The 13,067-nt window shown below is 65.8% G+C and carries 13 protein-coding genes; 6 read left to right on the top strand and 7 right to left on the bottom strand.

Annotated features, from left to right (window positions below; all coding sequences use genetic code 11):
* The first annotated feature begins 136 nt into the window (after nt 1-136).
* On the top strand, nt 137-919 hold the full coding sequence (locus DYE23_RS19810) for an enoyl-CoA hydratase (RefSeq protein ID WP_115327970.1): 783 nt from the start codon (nt 137-139) through the stop codon (nt 917-919).
* A gap of 210 nt (nt 920-1,129) precedes the next feature.
* Here DYE23_RS19810 and DYE23_RS19805 read toward each other — a convergent pair whose 3' ends face one another.
* The 7 genes from DYE23_RS19805 to DYE23_RS19775 are packed head-to-tail and all read right to left on the bottom strand — an operon-like array spanning nt 1,130 to nt 6,977.
* Nucleotides 1,130-1,930 (bottom strand): acyl-CoA dehydrogenase family protein, encoded by an 801-nt coding sequence (locus DYE23_RS19805; RefSeq protein ID WP_041788485.1) that lies wholly within the window; start codon nt 1,928-1,930, stop codon nt 1,130-1,132.
* A gap of 26 nt (nt 1,931-1,956) precedes the next feature.
* Nucleotides 1,957-3,093 (bottom strand): acyl-CoA dehydrogenase family protein, encoded by a 1,137-nt coding sequence (locus tag DYE23_RS19800; RefSeq protein ID WP_115327969.1) that lies wholly within the window; start codon nt 3,091-3,093, stop codon nt 1,957-1,959.
* Entirely contained in the window at nt 3,090-3,551 is a 462-nt protein-coding gene (locus DYE23_RS19795; RefSeq protein WP_011893316.1) for a nuclear transport factor 2 family protein, read from the bottom strand. The genes DYE23_RS19800 and DYE23_RS19795 overlap by 4 nt, the downstream gene beginning before the upstream one ends.
* Nucleotides 3,535-4,764: a metal-dependent hydrolase family protein gene (locus tag DYE23_RS19790; protein ID WP_115329044.1), complete on the bottom strand. Its 1,230-nt coding sequence runs from the start codon at nt 4,762-4,764 to the stop codon at nt 3,535-3,537. The genes DYE23_RS19795 and DYE23_RS19790 overlap by 17 nt, the downstream gene beginning before the upstream one ends.
* A gap of 5 nt (nt 4,765-4,769) precedes the next feature.
* On the bottom strand, nt 4,770-5,099 hold the full coding sequence (locus tag DYE23_RS19785; protein WP_115327968.1) for a hypothetical protein: 330 nt from the start codon (nt 5,097-5,099) through the stop codon (nt 4,770-4,772).
* Nucleotides 5,092-6,441, bottom strand: a complete 1,350-nt coding sequence (locus tag DYE23_RS19780; RefSeq protein ID WP_115327967.1) for an aromatic ring-hydroxylating oxygenase subunit alpha — start codon at nt 6,439-6,441, stop codon at nt 5,092-5,094. The genes DYE23_RS19785 and DYE23_RS19780 overlap by 8 nt, the downstream gene beginning before the upstream one ends.
* A gap of 5 nt (nt 6,442-6,446) precedes the next feature.
* On the bottom strand, nt 6,447-6,977 hold the full coding sequence (locus DYE23_RS19775; RefSeq protein WP_115329043.1) for a carboxymuconolactone decarboxylase family protein: 531 nt from the start codon (nt 6,975-6,977) through the stop codon (nt 6,447-6,449).
* A 268-nt stretch (nt 6,978-7,245) separates the two neighbouring features.
* Between DYE23_RS19775 and DYE23_RS19770 the strand changes: the two genes are divergently transcribed.
* From DYE23_RS19770 to DYE23_RS19750, 5 genes are all read left to right on the top strand, one after another.
* Entirely contained in the window at nt 7,246-8,541 is a 1,296-nt protein-coding gene (locus DYE23_RS19770; RefSeq protein WP_115327966.1) for an amidohydrolase family protein, read from the top strand.
* A 112-nt stretch (nt 8,542-8,653) separates the two neighbouring features.
* Nucleotides 8,654-9,832: an acyl-CoA dehydrogenase family protein gene (locus tag DYE23_RS19765; RefSeq protein ID WP_115329042.1), complete on the top strand. Its 1,179-nt coding sequence runs from the start codon at nt 8,654-8,656 to the stop codon at nt 9,830-9,832.
* A gap of 28 nt (nt 9,833-9,860) precedes the next feature.
* Nucleotides 9,861-11,096: a CaiB/BaiF CoA transferase family protein gene (locus DYE23_RS19760; RefSeq protein ID WP_115327965.1), complete on the top strand. Its 1,236-nt coding sequence runs from the start codon at nt 9,861-9,863 to the stop codon at nt 11,094-11,096.
* On the top strand, nt 11,089-11,895 hold the full coding sequence (locus tag DYE23_RS19755) for an enoyl-CoA hydratase/isomerase family protein (RefSeq protein ID WP_115327964.1): 807 nt from the start codon (nt 11,089-11,091) through the stop codon (nt 11,893-11,895). The genes DYE23_RS19760 and DYE23_RS19755 overlap by 8 nt, the downstream gene beginning before the upstream one ends.
* Nucleotides 11,895-13,067, top strand: coding sequence for a thiolase family protein (locus tag DYE23_RS19750; RefSeq protein ID WP_115327963.1), 1,173 nt, complete (start codon nt 11,895-11,897; stop codon nt 13,065-13,067). The genes DYE23_RS19755 and DYE23_RS19750 overlap by 1 nt, the downstream gene beginning before the upstream one ends.

Below are 13,067 nucleotides of genomic sequence, written 5' to 3'. Positions count from 1 at the left end.
GATTGTAACTTCCTCATCACGAGAATAGTATTCTCATTTTGGTGATAACAGAAGGCCCGAATCGAGCTGATCCGGGTAGAGGTCTTTCTCTGAGCTGCCGGCCCGCCATCTGTCCCTGCTGAAACCGAGGACCGCCGTGTACATCGACTATGAAGTGTCCGACCGGATCGCGACGATCACGCTGAACCGGCCTGAGGCCGCCAACGCGCAGAACCCCGAGCTGCTCGACGAACTCGACGCTGCGTGGACGCGCGCCGCCGAGGACAACGACGTGTCCGTGATCGTGTTACGGGCGAACGGGAAGCACTTCTCGGCCGGCCACGATCTGCGCGGTGGCGGTCCCGTTCCGGACAAGATCACGCTGGAGTTCATCATCCAGCACGAGGCCAAGCGCTACCTGGAGTACACACTGCGCTGGCGCAACGTTCCCAAGCCGTCGATCGCGGCCGTTCAGGGACGCTGCATCTCCGGCGGTCTGCTGTTGTGCTGGCCGTGTGACCTCATCGTCGCCGCCGACGACGCCCAGTTCTCGGACCCCGTCGTGCTGATGGGTATCGGCGGGGTCGAATACCACGGCCACACCTGGGAACTCGGGCCGCGCAAGGCCAAGGAGATCCTGTTCACCGGCCGGGCGATGACCGCGGACGAGGTCGCCGCGACCGGGATGGTGAACAAGGTCGTGCCGCGCGACGAGCTCGACGCCGAAACCCGTGCGCTGGCAGAGCAGATCGCGAAGATGCCGCCGTTCGCACTGCGGCAGGCCAAGCGCGCGGTGAACCAGACGCTCGACGTGCAGGGCTTTTACGCTGCCATCCAGTCGGTCTTCGACGTCCACCAGACGGGTCACGGCAATGCGCTCAGCGTCGGCGGCTGGCCGGTGCTGGTGAACCTCGAAGAGATGAAAGCCAACATCAAGTAGCGGGCATCGCGAGCGCGCGGGTCTGCACGGCGACACGCCGACATTCTTGGCATTTCACGCGCGCTCAGATGCGCCGAACGCGCGCTCGCAGCCACGATTCTTGGCGCGCCGGGGTACAGACACGCGCGCTCGGCAGGTATGAGTGAGCGCGCAAGCCCGCGGTTCGCGGCGTGTTGCCGTGCAGACCCGCGCGCTCGCGGTGCGACGCAGCTACAGCTGGGCGAGGCGCGGAACGGAGCCGCGGGCCCGCAGGCCCGCACCGGCGCGACGGGTGAGTTCCCTTGAGCTGCCGAGCAACCCGTCGAGCACCAGGGTGCGCTTCACGTGGTGCTGCAGACCGTGTTCCTCGGTGAAACCGATGCCACCGAGCACCTGCTGACAGTTCTTGGCCGCGGTCAGCGCCGCCTTACCCGCGGCGGCCTTGGCCAGCAGCGAACTCAGGTCGGGGTTGTCCGCACTCGGCAGCGACAGCGTCGCCTCGGCACCCTCGATCGCCACGAGCGTCTCGGCGAGCCGGTGTCGGACGGCCTGGAACCCGGCGATCGGCTTGCCGAACTGCACCCGGTCCAGCGCGTGTTGGCGCGCCAGCGCCAGCATCGCCCGCGCCGACCCGACCAGCCACCAGCCGACCGCCACCCGGGCCTCGGCCACCCGGATCGGATACCCCTCCTCCTCGCGGCGCAGCGGCAGCCCACCGAGTGTGGGGTCCAGGCTCTCCGGGCTGATGCGGTCCCAGACCACCCATGCGTTGCCGGCATACGGCAGAGGCAGCTCCACCGTGTCGCCGATGGCGTTGCCAGTGGCATGGAGCACGACGTCCACGAGAATCGATGCGTGCGAACCCGTTTCGCCCAGCAGGCGGAAGTAGAGGGGGATCGCCAACTCGGGCGCCTCGGTGAGCATGTCGGCCCAGCCCAGTTCGGTCAGCGCGGCGTCGAGCTTGGGGCCCGAAGCCGACGACATGGTCTTGCGCAGCGAGGCTTCGAGCATTCCCAGTGATGCCTCGTCCATTGCCGCGTCATCCTTGATGGCCACGGTCACTCCTTCCCGAGGTCGAGCAGGCGGCGGGCGATGATGTTGCGCTGGACCTCGGCGGTGCCGCCGTAGATCGTGGCCGCGCGCGAGTACAGGTACTCGGTACGCCACGGGGTGTCGTCGAGTTCGATGGCTCCGGGCAGCAGGTCCCGGACCGTGTCGTAGAGCCGCTGCTCCGCACCCGCCAGCAACACCTTGTCGATCGAGGTGTCCGGTCCGAGTTTGTGCCCCTCGGCGAGCCGGTGCTGGGTCGCCCGTGACCGGCAGCGCAGAGTGTGCAACGCGAGGTATACCTCGCCCATGTCCGAGTCGATGGACTGGCCTTGGCGTTTGACTTCGTCGACCAGAGAGTCGAATCGGGAGTACAGGTACGCGATGCGCTGCCAGAAGCAGGTGGAGCGTTCGTAGGGCAACAGGTCCATCGCCAGCTGCCAGCCGTCGCCGGGCTTGCCGAGCATGCGCGACGCGTCGACCTCGACGTCGTCGAAGTACACCTCACAGAACTCGTCGACATCGTGCATGGTGCGCAGCGGGCGCACGGAGATGCCCGGGGTGTCGAGGTCGACGAAGAACGCGGTGATCGCCTGATGGTTGGGCGTGTCCGCATCGCCGGTCCGGGTCAGCAGGACGCACCGGTGCGAGAACTGCGCGAAGCTGGTCCACACCTTCTGCCCGTTGATCACATAGGTGCCGCCCCCGGAATCGGGCTTGAGAACCGCGCGCGTGGTCAGCGACGCCAGGTCGCTGCCCGAGCCGGGCTCGGAAAACCCTTGGCACCACTGCTCTTCGCCGCTGAGCAGCTTCGGCACCATCTCGGCCGCCAGTTCGGGATTGGCGTAGTCGATCATCGTCGGGGCCAGCACCTCGAGCATCGAATACGGTCCCGGCTCCGCCAGCCTCCGGCCCACGACCTCTTCGCCGACGATGGCGCGCAGGATCGCCGGTCCGCCGAGACCACCCGCATGCTCCGGCCAGCCGTAGCGACTCCAGCCCGCGTCGTACAGGGCCCGCTGCACCCGGGCGAATTGCCGGATGTGGCCCTGCAGCGAATGGTCGTCGCCGGGGCTGAGGTCGTTCTCATCGAGCCAGTCCCGCAGTGCGGTGCGGAAATTCGCGGGTTCGTAGAGGTCGTTTGTCATCGGGCTCCCGGAGCCGCCCCGGCGGCGACATCGCCGTCAGGCCTCCCGATCGCGTGTGGACGCCCGGAGTCGTGTTCGCCGGATCGCCGGATGAACGTCATCGCGCGGGTGCGCAACCGCCACCCGTCCTCGGTGCGCACGTAGGTGTCGTTGTAGTACCCGATGCGCATGTCGTGCTTGGAATGCTCGATGAAACACAGCGGCTGGGTCCCGGTCGCCTTGTCCGGATCGTCGGCGTCGAGGGTGACCAGCGATGTGCCGGTCATGAACAACCCCTTCGGAGCGGCATCCACGAGCTCGGGGAACCGCGCGAGCGTGTACGTCGAACCGAATGCGCTGTACGTGCCGTCCGGGGTGAACACCGAGATGAGTCCGTCCAGATCGCCCTGGGTGATCGTGACGGCGTACTTCGCGAGGAGTTGCTGGATCTCGACGAGATCCTCAGTGCGTGACGTCATTCTTGAAGACCTTACCGTCCTTCATTACAAAGTTGACAGCCTGTGTAACGCTGATGTCGGCGAGGGGGTCACCGGGCACCGCGATGATGTCGGCGATGTACCCCTCGGCGAGGCGTCCGAGTGAGTCCGACCGGTTGATCAGGTCGGCGGCGACGACCGTGGCAGCGCGCAGCACCGCGGCCTCGGGCATGCCCCAGTCGACCAGGGTGACGAGCTCATCGGCGTTCTTGCCGTGCGGGATCGCCGGGGCGTCCGTGCCGACCGCGATCTTCACGCCCGCCTCGTAGGCCGCCTTGATCGACGTCCGCGCCTTCGGGAACATCTCAGCGGCCTTGGCCTGCAACTCTTTCGGCGCCTTGGAGACATCCATGTACTCGGCGAGCCGCCGGGTCGAGACCAGGAACCGGTCGTTGTCGACCAGCATCTGGATGGCCTCGTCGTCCATCAGGAATCCGTGTTCGATGCAGTCGATGCCGCAGTCGATCGCGTGCTTGACCGCCTCGGCGCCGTGCGTGTGCGCTGCGACGCGGAGTCCGCGACGGTGCGCCTCGTCGACGATCACCCGCAGTTCCTCGTCCGAATAGTGTTGCGCGCCGGCCTCTCCGGTCAGCGACATCACGCCGCCCGAGCAGCACACCTTGATCAGTTCGGCGCCGTGCTTGATCTGGTAGCGCACCGCCTTGCGGATCTCGTCGACCCCGTTGGCGATGCCCTCCTCGATCGTCAACTCCAGCACGCCGGGCATGAACGCGGCGAACATCGTCGGATCGAGGTGACCGCCGGTCGGGGTGATCGCATGCCCGGCCGGAATGACCCGCGGCCCGTCGATCCACCCGGCGGCGATCGCCTTGCCCAGGGCGACGTCGAGCAGGTACCCGCCTGTCTTGACGAACAGGCCGAGGTTGCGCACCGTGGTGAATCCGGCGCGCAGGGTCCGTCGGGCGTTACCGACGGCCCGGAGCACCCGGGTCGCCGGATCGTCCTGCACCTGAGACAGACCCGGCGTCTCGCCACGTCCGCCCATCAGGAGGTTGACCTCCATGTCCATCAGGCCGGGAAGCAGGATCGCATCCCCGAGGTCGATCACCTCCGCGTCGGGCGGGGGATCGCCACCGAGGCCGACTATGCGATCGCCGTCGACGTGGACGATGCCGGGGCGAATGATCTCCCCGGCATCGACGTCAAGCAGACCCGCAGCCTTGAGGGTCGTCAGAGGCACTAGACCACCGGCTCCTTGATCAGGTTGATGTAGGCCGCACCGCTGTCGAGCACGCGCGGCTGCTTCCACACTTCGATCGGAAAGCTCACCATGACGATGGATTGTCCCAGATGCACGAGGGCCTTGGCATCGTCCGGCATGCTCTTGAGCGGGAATCGGGCGTCGACGTAGACCATGATGTCCTCGAGGCGAGCCATGCCCGCGTCGTAGAGTTCCTGCATCTCGTCCATCGTGGAGTTCAGCCGCTTCTGGTAGCGCTCTTCCTCGGTGGGCAGGCACCAGTCGCTGAACCGCTCCAGGTCGGCGAATTCCTCTGGGAGCTTAGGCATTTACCTCATCCTTCTTTGTGGCCGTCGTGCTCGATGTGGTGGCGCCGTTGGATGAACCGTTGGACTTGGCTTCGAGTTCGGCCTTGTAACGGTCCACGTACTTGTGGGCGGTGTGATGCAGGTGGCGCAGGAGCACTTCCTGATCGCACAGCGGGAAGTCCAGGACGGCGCGGGTACCGATCTGGGTCTGGGTGGCCTCCAGGGTATTGGCGTCCTGGAACGCGTACTCCTTGAACGTGACCGCAGCCAGTTCCTGGGAGAGACGCTCGCGCAGGTTTTTCGGCGGCACGAAGTACAGGTCGGCCTCGAAGATGTGGGTGTCCACCCCGGTCGGCCAGTAGTTGTAGGTGAGGTACCAACCCGGCACCCAGAACAGCAGGGTGAAGTTCGGGAAGAACTCGAATGAGTCCTGGCCCCAGGTCTTGTGGCGGCCGGGGTTGATCGCCGGCGGTAGCTCGTCGGGCAGGATGCCCTTGATATCGGGGCGGTCCCACGGGCCGAACAGGCCGCTGTGCAGGATGCGCTCGATGGGCTTGACCATGTTGAGGTCCTTGGGCGGGCTCATGCCACCCCAAGACGAGATCATCGAGTGATCGCCCTTGATGTCGTAGTGCAGCGCCTCGAAGCCGAACTTGGCAAGCTTCTCGGCCTCCTCCTTCTCCGCCTGCTTCATGTGCAGAATCGGCGCGTGGTAGAACTCGACGAACGCGTCGATGAACAGTTTCCAGTTCGACTTGATCTCGGCGCGGTAGCTGTAATGCTCGGTCATCTCGTGGAACGGGTAACCCTTGAGGCCCTGTCCGAATTCGCCCAGGTACTCCTCCAGCGAGACCGCGTCGTCGTCGAAGTTGACGAAGATGAAGCCCTCCCACACTTCGCAGCGCACCGGCTTGAGCGGGTAATCCTGCTTGTCGAGATCGAAGAACTCCTGCTCCTGCTGGACGAACGTCAGATCGCCTTTCAGGTCGTATCGCCAGGCGTGGTACTTGCAGACGAACTGGCGGCAGGTTCCGGAAGTTTCCTCGCCGGGGTAGTCGTTCCACACCAACTTGTTCCCGCGGTGGCGGCACAGGTTGTAGAACGCCCGGATCTGCTCGCCGTCGTTGACGATGACGATCGAGGTGCCCGGTCCTACCGACGGGAGCTCACGGGTGATGTAGCTGCCCTTCTTGGGGATCAGCTCGATGCGGCCCATCTGCAGCCAGGTCTTGCGAAAAATGGCTTGCTGCTCCAGCTTCCATTGTTCGGGGTCGATGGAGTCCTCGTAGTTGACGGGGGCTGTGCCGAGCTCGGGCCAATTCTCGGTCCAGCTGCCAACATCCGGTTTCTTGAAAAATGCCACGGTGGCTACCTTTCCTGGTCGGGTTCTACGCCGAAAGTGTTGATGGCCATGGCAAGTGCGCCATAGCAGCCGATTGTGAAGACGAGGTCCATCAGCTGGCGCTCGTCGAGGTGGTCGGACAACGCTGTCCATGTCGCATCCGATACGACGGAGTCGTTCTGTAGTTCGTCGACGGCGGCCAGGACGGCGCGGTCGAGCCCGTCGGAGGCCGTCCCCCGGGTGATGCCGTCGATGACGTCATCGGACAGGCCCGCTTCGCGTGCCATTTCGACGTGGTGGAGCCATTCGTACTCGCACTTGGTCACGTGCGCGATCCGAAGCACCGCCAGTTCGCGCAGCCGATCCGGCAGTGTCGAGTTGTAGAGCAACTGAAAGTTGAACCGAAGGAATCCGCGTGCGAGCTTCGGGTGCCGCACCAGGGTTGCGACGAGGTTGCCGGCGATCTCCGGGTTGCGCATCTCGGCGGGCATCAGTCCGGAGAGAGCCTTGTCCACGGACTCATCCCACTGGTCCGCGGGCAGGGGTGCCACTCGCACCGATGGACTCCTCTCGCTCATGAGAATCAGGTTCTCATATTTCGACAATAGATTTCCACTTTTTGGCCGCCTCGTCAACGATGCAGGTCAGCCATCTGAGTTCCGGTGTGAGGTGCCACGGCCTTGTTCTGCCCTTCAGCCTGCGCCGTCGTCGATGACGGACATTGATTCTCACTCCTGGAGAAGATAGTTTCCTCAGTAGGAGAACTACAGCCCGAATTCACGCCGTTGCGGTACATCGAGGCGTGACCGAGAGGAGCGTCGTCGCATGGACAAGAACGACATGATTCTGATCAGCGTGGACGATCACATCGTCGAGCCGCCGGACATGTTCAAGAACCACCTGTCCAAGAAGTATCTGGACGAGGCGCCGCGGCTGGTGCACAACGAGGACGGGTCGGACACCTGGCAGTTCCGTGACGTGGTGATCCCCAACGTCGCGCTGAACGCGGTCGCCGGCCGGCCGAAAGAGGAGTACGGGCTGGAGCCCCAGGGCCTCGACGAGATCCGGCCGGGATGCTGGCAGGTCGACGAGCGGGTCAAGGATATGAACGCCGGCGGCATTCTGGGCTCGATGTGCTTCCCGTCCTTCCCGGGCTTCGCGGGCCGGTTGTTCGCGACCGAGGATCCGGAGTTCTCGCTGGCGCTCGTGCAGGCCTACAACGACTGGCACGTCGAGGAGTGGTGCGGCGCCTACCCTGCGCGGTTCATCCCGATGACGCTTCCGGTGATCTGGGATCCCGAGGCGTGCGCGAAGGAGATCCGCCGCAATGCCGCGCGTGGCGTGCACTCGCTGACGTTCTCGGAGAACCCGTCGGCGATGGGGTATCCGAGCTTCCACGACTTCGACCACTGGAAGCCGATGTGGGACGCGCTGGTCGACACGGACACCGTGCTCAACGTGCACATCGGATCGTCGGGTCGGTTGGCCATCACCGCGCCCGATGCGCCGATGGACGTGATGATCACGCTGCAGCCGATGAATATCGTGCAGGCCGCCGCAGATCTGTTGTGGTCGCGGCCGATCAAGGAGTATCCCGATCTCAAGATCGCCCTGTCCGAGGGCGGCACCGGGTGGATCCCGTACTTCCTCGAGCGCGTCGACCGTACCTACGAAATGCACTCGACCTGGACCGGTCAGGACTTCAAGGGCAAGCTGCCCAGCGAGGTGTTCCGGGACCATTTCCTGACGTGTTTCATCGCCGACCCGGTGGGTGTGGCCACGCGTCACCAGATCGGCGTGGACAACATCTGCTGGGAGGCCGACTACCCGCACAGCGATTCGATGTGGCCGGGTGCCCCCGAGCAGCTCGACGAGGTCCTCAAGGCCAACAACGTGCCCGACGCCGAGATCAACAAGATGACCTACGAGAACGCGATGCGGTGGTACCACTGGGACCCGTTCACCCACATCGCCAAGGAGCAGGCCACCGTCGGCGCGCTGCGCAAGGCCGCCGAAGGCCACGACGTCTCCATCCAAGCGCTGTCGAACAAAGAGAAGACCGGTGCCACATTCGCCGACTTCGCGGCGCGCGCCAAGGAAATGAGCGGCAACACCGACTGAGAGCGAACACCCCTTCGCCGAAATTGCATTCCAGCAGGGAAAGTCCGAGTGAGGACCTGCCGGAATGCAATTTCGGCCGTGAGCGACCCGAGGAGTAATGGCGATGCCGGGCATGAGTTTTGAGCTGACCGAGGACCAGGAACTGATCCGTAAGTCGGTCGCCGATTTGTGCAGCAAGTTCGACGATCACTACTGGATGGAAAAGGACCAGAACCACGAGTTTCCGCAGGAGTTCTACGACGCGATCTCCAAGGGCGGCTGGCTCGGCATGACCATCCCCGAGGAGTACGGCGGCCACGGTCTCGGGATCACCGAAGCCACCCTGCTGCTGGAGGAGGTGTCCCGCTCCGGGGCGGCGATGAACGGCGCCAGCGCCATCCACCTGTCGATCTTCGGGATGCAGCCGGTGGTCAAGCACGGCTCCGACGACCTCAAGGCCGCCACCTTGCCCCGGATCGTCGACGGCGACCTGCACGTCTGTTTCGGGGTCACCGAACCCGGTGCGGGCCTGGACACTTCGCGCATCACCACGTTCGCCAAGCGCGAGGGCGACCGCTACCGGGTCAACGGGCGCAAGGTCTGGATCTCCAAAGCGCTGGAATCCGAGAAGATCCTGCTGCTGACCCGCACCGAGACCCCTGAGGACCTGAAGCAGCGCGGTGCCAAGAAGACCGACGGCATGACGCTGTTCCTGACCGATCTGGACCGCGACCACGTCGACATCCGGCCGATCAGGAAGATGGGCCGCAACGCCGTCAGCTCCAACGAACTCTTCATCGACGACCTGATGGTTCCCGTCGAACATCGCGTCGGCGAGGAGGGCCAGGGCTTCAAGTACATCCTCGACGGACTGAACCCCGAACGGATGCTGATCGCCGCCGAAGCGCTCGGCATCGGCCGGGTCGCGCTGGAGAAGGCAGTCAAGTACGGCAACGAGCGCGTGGTGTTCAACCGGCCCATCGGCATGAACCAGGGCCTGCAGTTCCCACTGGCCGATTCGCTGGCCCGCCTCGACGCCGCCGAGTTGGTGCTGCGTAAAGCGACCTGGCTCTACGACAACGGCAAACCCTGTGGGCGCGAGGCGAATACCGCGAAGTATCTCTGCGCCGACGCCGGCTTCGGGGCGGCGGACCGTGCGCTGCAATTGCACGGCGGTATGGGGTATTCCGAGGAGTACCACGTGTCGCGGTACTTCCGGGAGTCCCGCCTGATGAAGATCGCGCCGGTCAGCCAGGAGATGATCCTGAACTTCCTGGGCGAGCACGTCCTCGGACTGCCCAGGAGCTACTGATGACGCGGCGGCATGGTTATCTGATCACGTGACAGGACCAACACCCGGCGCCGCGCCGCTGGCGGGCGTCACCGTCGTCGCCATGGAACAGGCGGTCGCCGCCCCGATGTGCACCAGGGTGCTCGCGGACTTCGGTGCCCGCATCATCAAGGTCGAGAATCCCAACGGCGGGGACTTCGCGCGCGCGTACGACGACGTCGTCAACGGTCCCGGCGGGCTGGCCGCACACTTCGTGTGGTCCAACCGGGGCAAGGAATCGGTCACGCTCAACACGAAATCGGCTGCGGGGCTGGAGGTGTTGCACCGTCTGCTCGATCGCGCCGATGCGTTCGTGTCCAATCTGGCGCCCGGGGCGACGGCCCGGCTCGGCCTGGCGCCCGCTGACCTCGCTGAGCGTCATCCCCACGTCATCCCGGTCGAGATCGACGGGTACGGGCCCGGCGGACCGATCTCGCACAAACGTGCCTACGACCTGCTCGTGCAGGCAGAGTCGGGATCCTGCGCGGTCACCGGTTACCCCGGCATGCCCGCCAAGCCGGGTCCGGCCGTCGCCGATTTCACCTCGGGTCTGTACGCGGCCATGTCCATCGTCTCGCTGCTGTACGGCCGCGCGACGCGGCCGGAGCCCGGTCCGGCGCCGCACGTGGAATTGAGTCTGTTCGACGTGATGACCGACGTCATGGGTTATGCGCTGACCTACACCCAGCATTCGGGGATCGACCAGGAACCTCTGGGCGTCGGGTCACCGGCCGTCGCTCCGTACGGGGCGTTCCCGACCCGCGACGGTCAGACCGTCGTGCTCGGAACGACCAACGACCGCGAGTGGCAGCGCGTCGCGCGCGAGATCATCGACCGTCCCGACCTCGCCGACGATCCGAGATTCGCGACCAACCCCGGCCGCTGCGCACACCGCGACGTGCTGGAGGAGGCGATCGGCGCCTGGTGCGCCCGCCACGACCTCGCCGACATCCAGGACAAAGCCGACAGGGCGGGGATCGGGAACTCCCGCTACAACCTGCCCAGTGAAGTGATCGCGCATCCGCACCTGGTCGCCCGGGACCGGTGGCGGACGGTCGCGACCCCGAAGGGGGACATCCAGGCATTGCGCCCGCCGCCGGTGATCAGCGATTTCGAGCAGCCGATGGGAGCCATCCCCGGGCTGGGAGAACACACCGACGCCGTGCTGACCGAATTCGGAGTCAGCGCAGGGGAACTGGCTCAGTTGCGGGCAGAGGGAGCGATCGGACCGGCCTATCGTGGCTGACACCGAGGTCCTGCTGTCGTCGGACCGCGACGGCGTGCGCACGCTGACGCTGAACCGGCCACACCGCCGCAACGCGCTGGACGCGCGGCTGTGGGTCGAGCTCGCCGACGCGCTGCGCGCACTTAAGCGGGAACCGGATGTGCGCGCGCTCGTGCTCACCGGCGCCGGCGGTGCGTTCTGCTCCGGTGCCGACATCGGTACCGGCGAGCAGATCCACCCCCGGTACAAACTGGACCGTCTGACCGACGTCGCGCTGGCCCTGCACGAGCTGGCCATCCCGACGATCGCGAAGGTCACCGGCATCGCCGTCGGCGCGGGATGGAACCTCGCGCTGGGCTGCGATCTGGTCGTCGCGACCCCGGAATCGCGCTTCTGCCAGATCTTCTCGAAGCGCGGGTTGTCGGTCGATCTCGGAGGGTCATGGCTGTTGCCCAAGATCGTCGGACTGCAACAGGCCAAACGGCTGGTGCTGCTGGCCGACATGATCGACGCCGACGAGGCGCACGGACTCGGACTGGTGACGTGGGTCAAACCGGCCACCGAGATCGACGGTTTCGTCGACGACCTCGCCGACCGGCTCGCGGCGGGACCCCCGTTCGCGCTGGCGCAGAGCAAGGCACTGCTCAACGACGGCGCCACCGCGACGCTGCGGGAGGCGCTGGCCAACGAGGCGCGTGCACAGCCGGGCAACTTCGCGACGGCGGATTCGGCCGAGGCCTATGCGGCGTTCGCGGCCAAACGGGATCCTGAATTCAGCGGGGCCTGGGCCCTGTACGAACAACCTGAGGAGCAGAGGTAATGCGGGAGACCGTCATCGTCGGCGCAGTGCGCACACCGGTCGGCAAACGTAACGGTGGTCTGTCCGAACAGCATGCGGCCGATCTGTCGGCGCTCGTGCTCAACGAGGTGATAAACCGCACCGGCGTCGACCCGGATCTCGTCGACGACGTGGTGTGGGGCTGCGTCTCGCAGGTGGGCGACCAGTCGAGCAACATCGGCCGGTACGCGGTGCTGGCCGCGGGCTGGCCCGAACACATTCCGGGCACCACGGTGAACCGGGCGTGCGGCTCCAGCCAGCAGGCCCTCGACTTCGCCGTGCAGGCGGTGATGTCGGGGCAGCAGGATGTCGTGGTCGCCGGGGGAGTCGAGGTGATGAGCCGGGTGCCGCTGGGCTCGGCGCGCAGCACCGGCATGCCGTACGGGCCGAAAGTTCTTGCGCGGTATGACGACTTCTCGTTCAACCAGGGCATCTCCGCCGAGATGATCTCTGCGCAGTGGGGACTGTCGCGGACCCGGCTCGATGAGTACTCCGCGCAGTCGCACGAACGGGCGGCCGCCGCCCAGGACGCGGGCGCCTTCAAAGATCAGATCGTGCCGGTCTTCACCGACGCTGCGGACGCGAGGAGCAATTCAGGGGGAAGTGTGGTCACCGACGACGAGGGGATCCGGCGGGGCACGACGGTGGAGAAGCTGTCGGGACTCAAACCGGCGTTCACCGAGGACGGGGTGATCCATGCCGGCAACTCGTCGCAGATCTCCGACGGCGCCGCGGCGCTGCTCGTCATGACGGCGGAGAACGCGGTCAATCTCGGCCTGACGCCATTGGTGCGGTACCGCGCGGGCGCGGTCACCGGCGCGGACCCGAAACTGATGCTGACAGGCCCGATCCCGGCCACGGCGAAGGTCCTCCACAAGGCGGGTGTGACGCTCGACGAGGTCGGCGTCTACGAGGTGAACGAGGCGTTCGCGCCCGTCCCGCTGGCCTGGCTGGCGGACACCGGAGCCGACGAGGCCAAGCTCAATCCTCTCGGCGGGGCGATCGCCCTCGGCCATCCCCTCGGGGCCTCCGGCGCCGTGCTGATGACGCGGATGATCCATCACATGCGCGACAACGGGATTCGCTACGGCCTGCAGACCATGTGCGAAGGCGGCGGGACCGCCAACGCGACCCTCGTCGAGCTCGTCAAGTAG

The organism is Mycolicibacterium gilvum, from assembly GCF_900454025.1.
In the GTDB taxonomy this organism is placed as follows: domain Bacteria; phylum Actinomycetota; class Actinomycetes; order Mycobacteriales; family Mycobacteriaceae; genus Mycobacterium; species Mycobacterium gilvum.
This window is presented reverse-complemented; position numbering and strand designations above follow the sequence as displayed.

Coding starts and splice junctions, on each gene's coding strand:
- DYE23_RS19805 (WP_041788485.1), bottom strand. CDS start 1,930: ATGGACGAGGCATCACTGGGAATGCTCGAAGCCTCGCTGCGCAAGACC.
- DYE23_RS19800 (WP_115327969.1), bottom strand. CDS start 3,093: ATGACAAACGACCTCTACGAACCCGCGAATTTCCGCACCGCACTGCGG.
- DYE23_RS19795 (WP_011893316.1), bottom strand. CDS start 3,551: ATGACGTCACGCACTGAGGATCTCGTCGAGATCCAGCAACTCCTCGCG.
- DYE23_RS19785 (WP_115327968.1), bottom strand. CDS start 5,099: ATGCCTAAGCTCCCAGAGGAATTCGCCGACCTGGAGCGGTTCAGCGAC.
- DYE23_RS19770 (WP_115327966.1), top strand. CDS start 7,246: ATGGACAAGAACGACATGATTCTGATCAGCGTGGACGATCACATCGTC.
- DYE23_RS19765 (WP_115329042.1), top strand. CDS start 8,654: ATGAGTTTTGAGCTGACCGAGGACCAGGAACTGATCCGTAAGTCGGTC.
- DYE23_RS19750 (WP_115327963.1), top strand. CDS start 11,895: ATGCGGGAGACCGTCATCGTCGGCGCAGTGCGCACACCGGTCGGCAAA.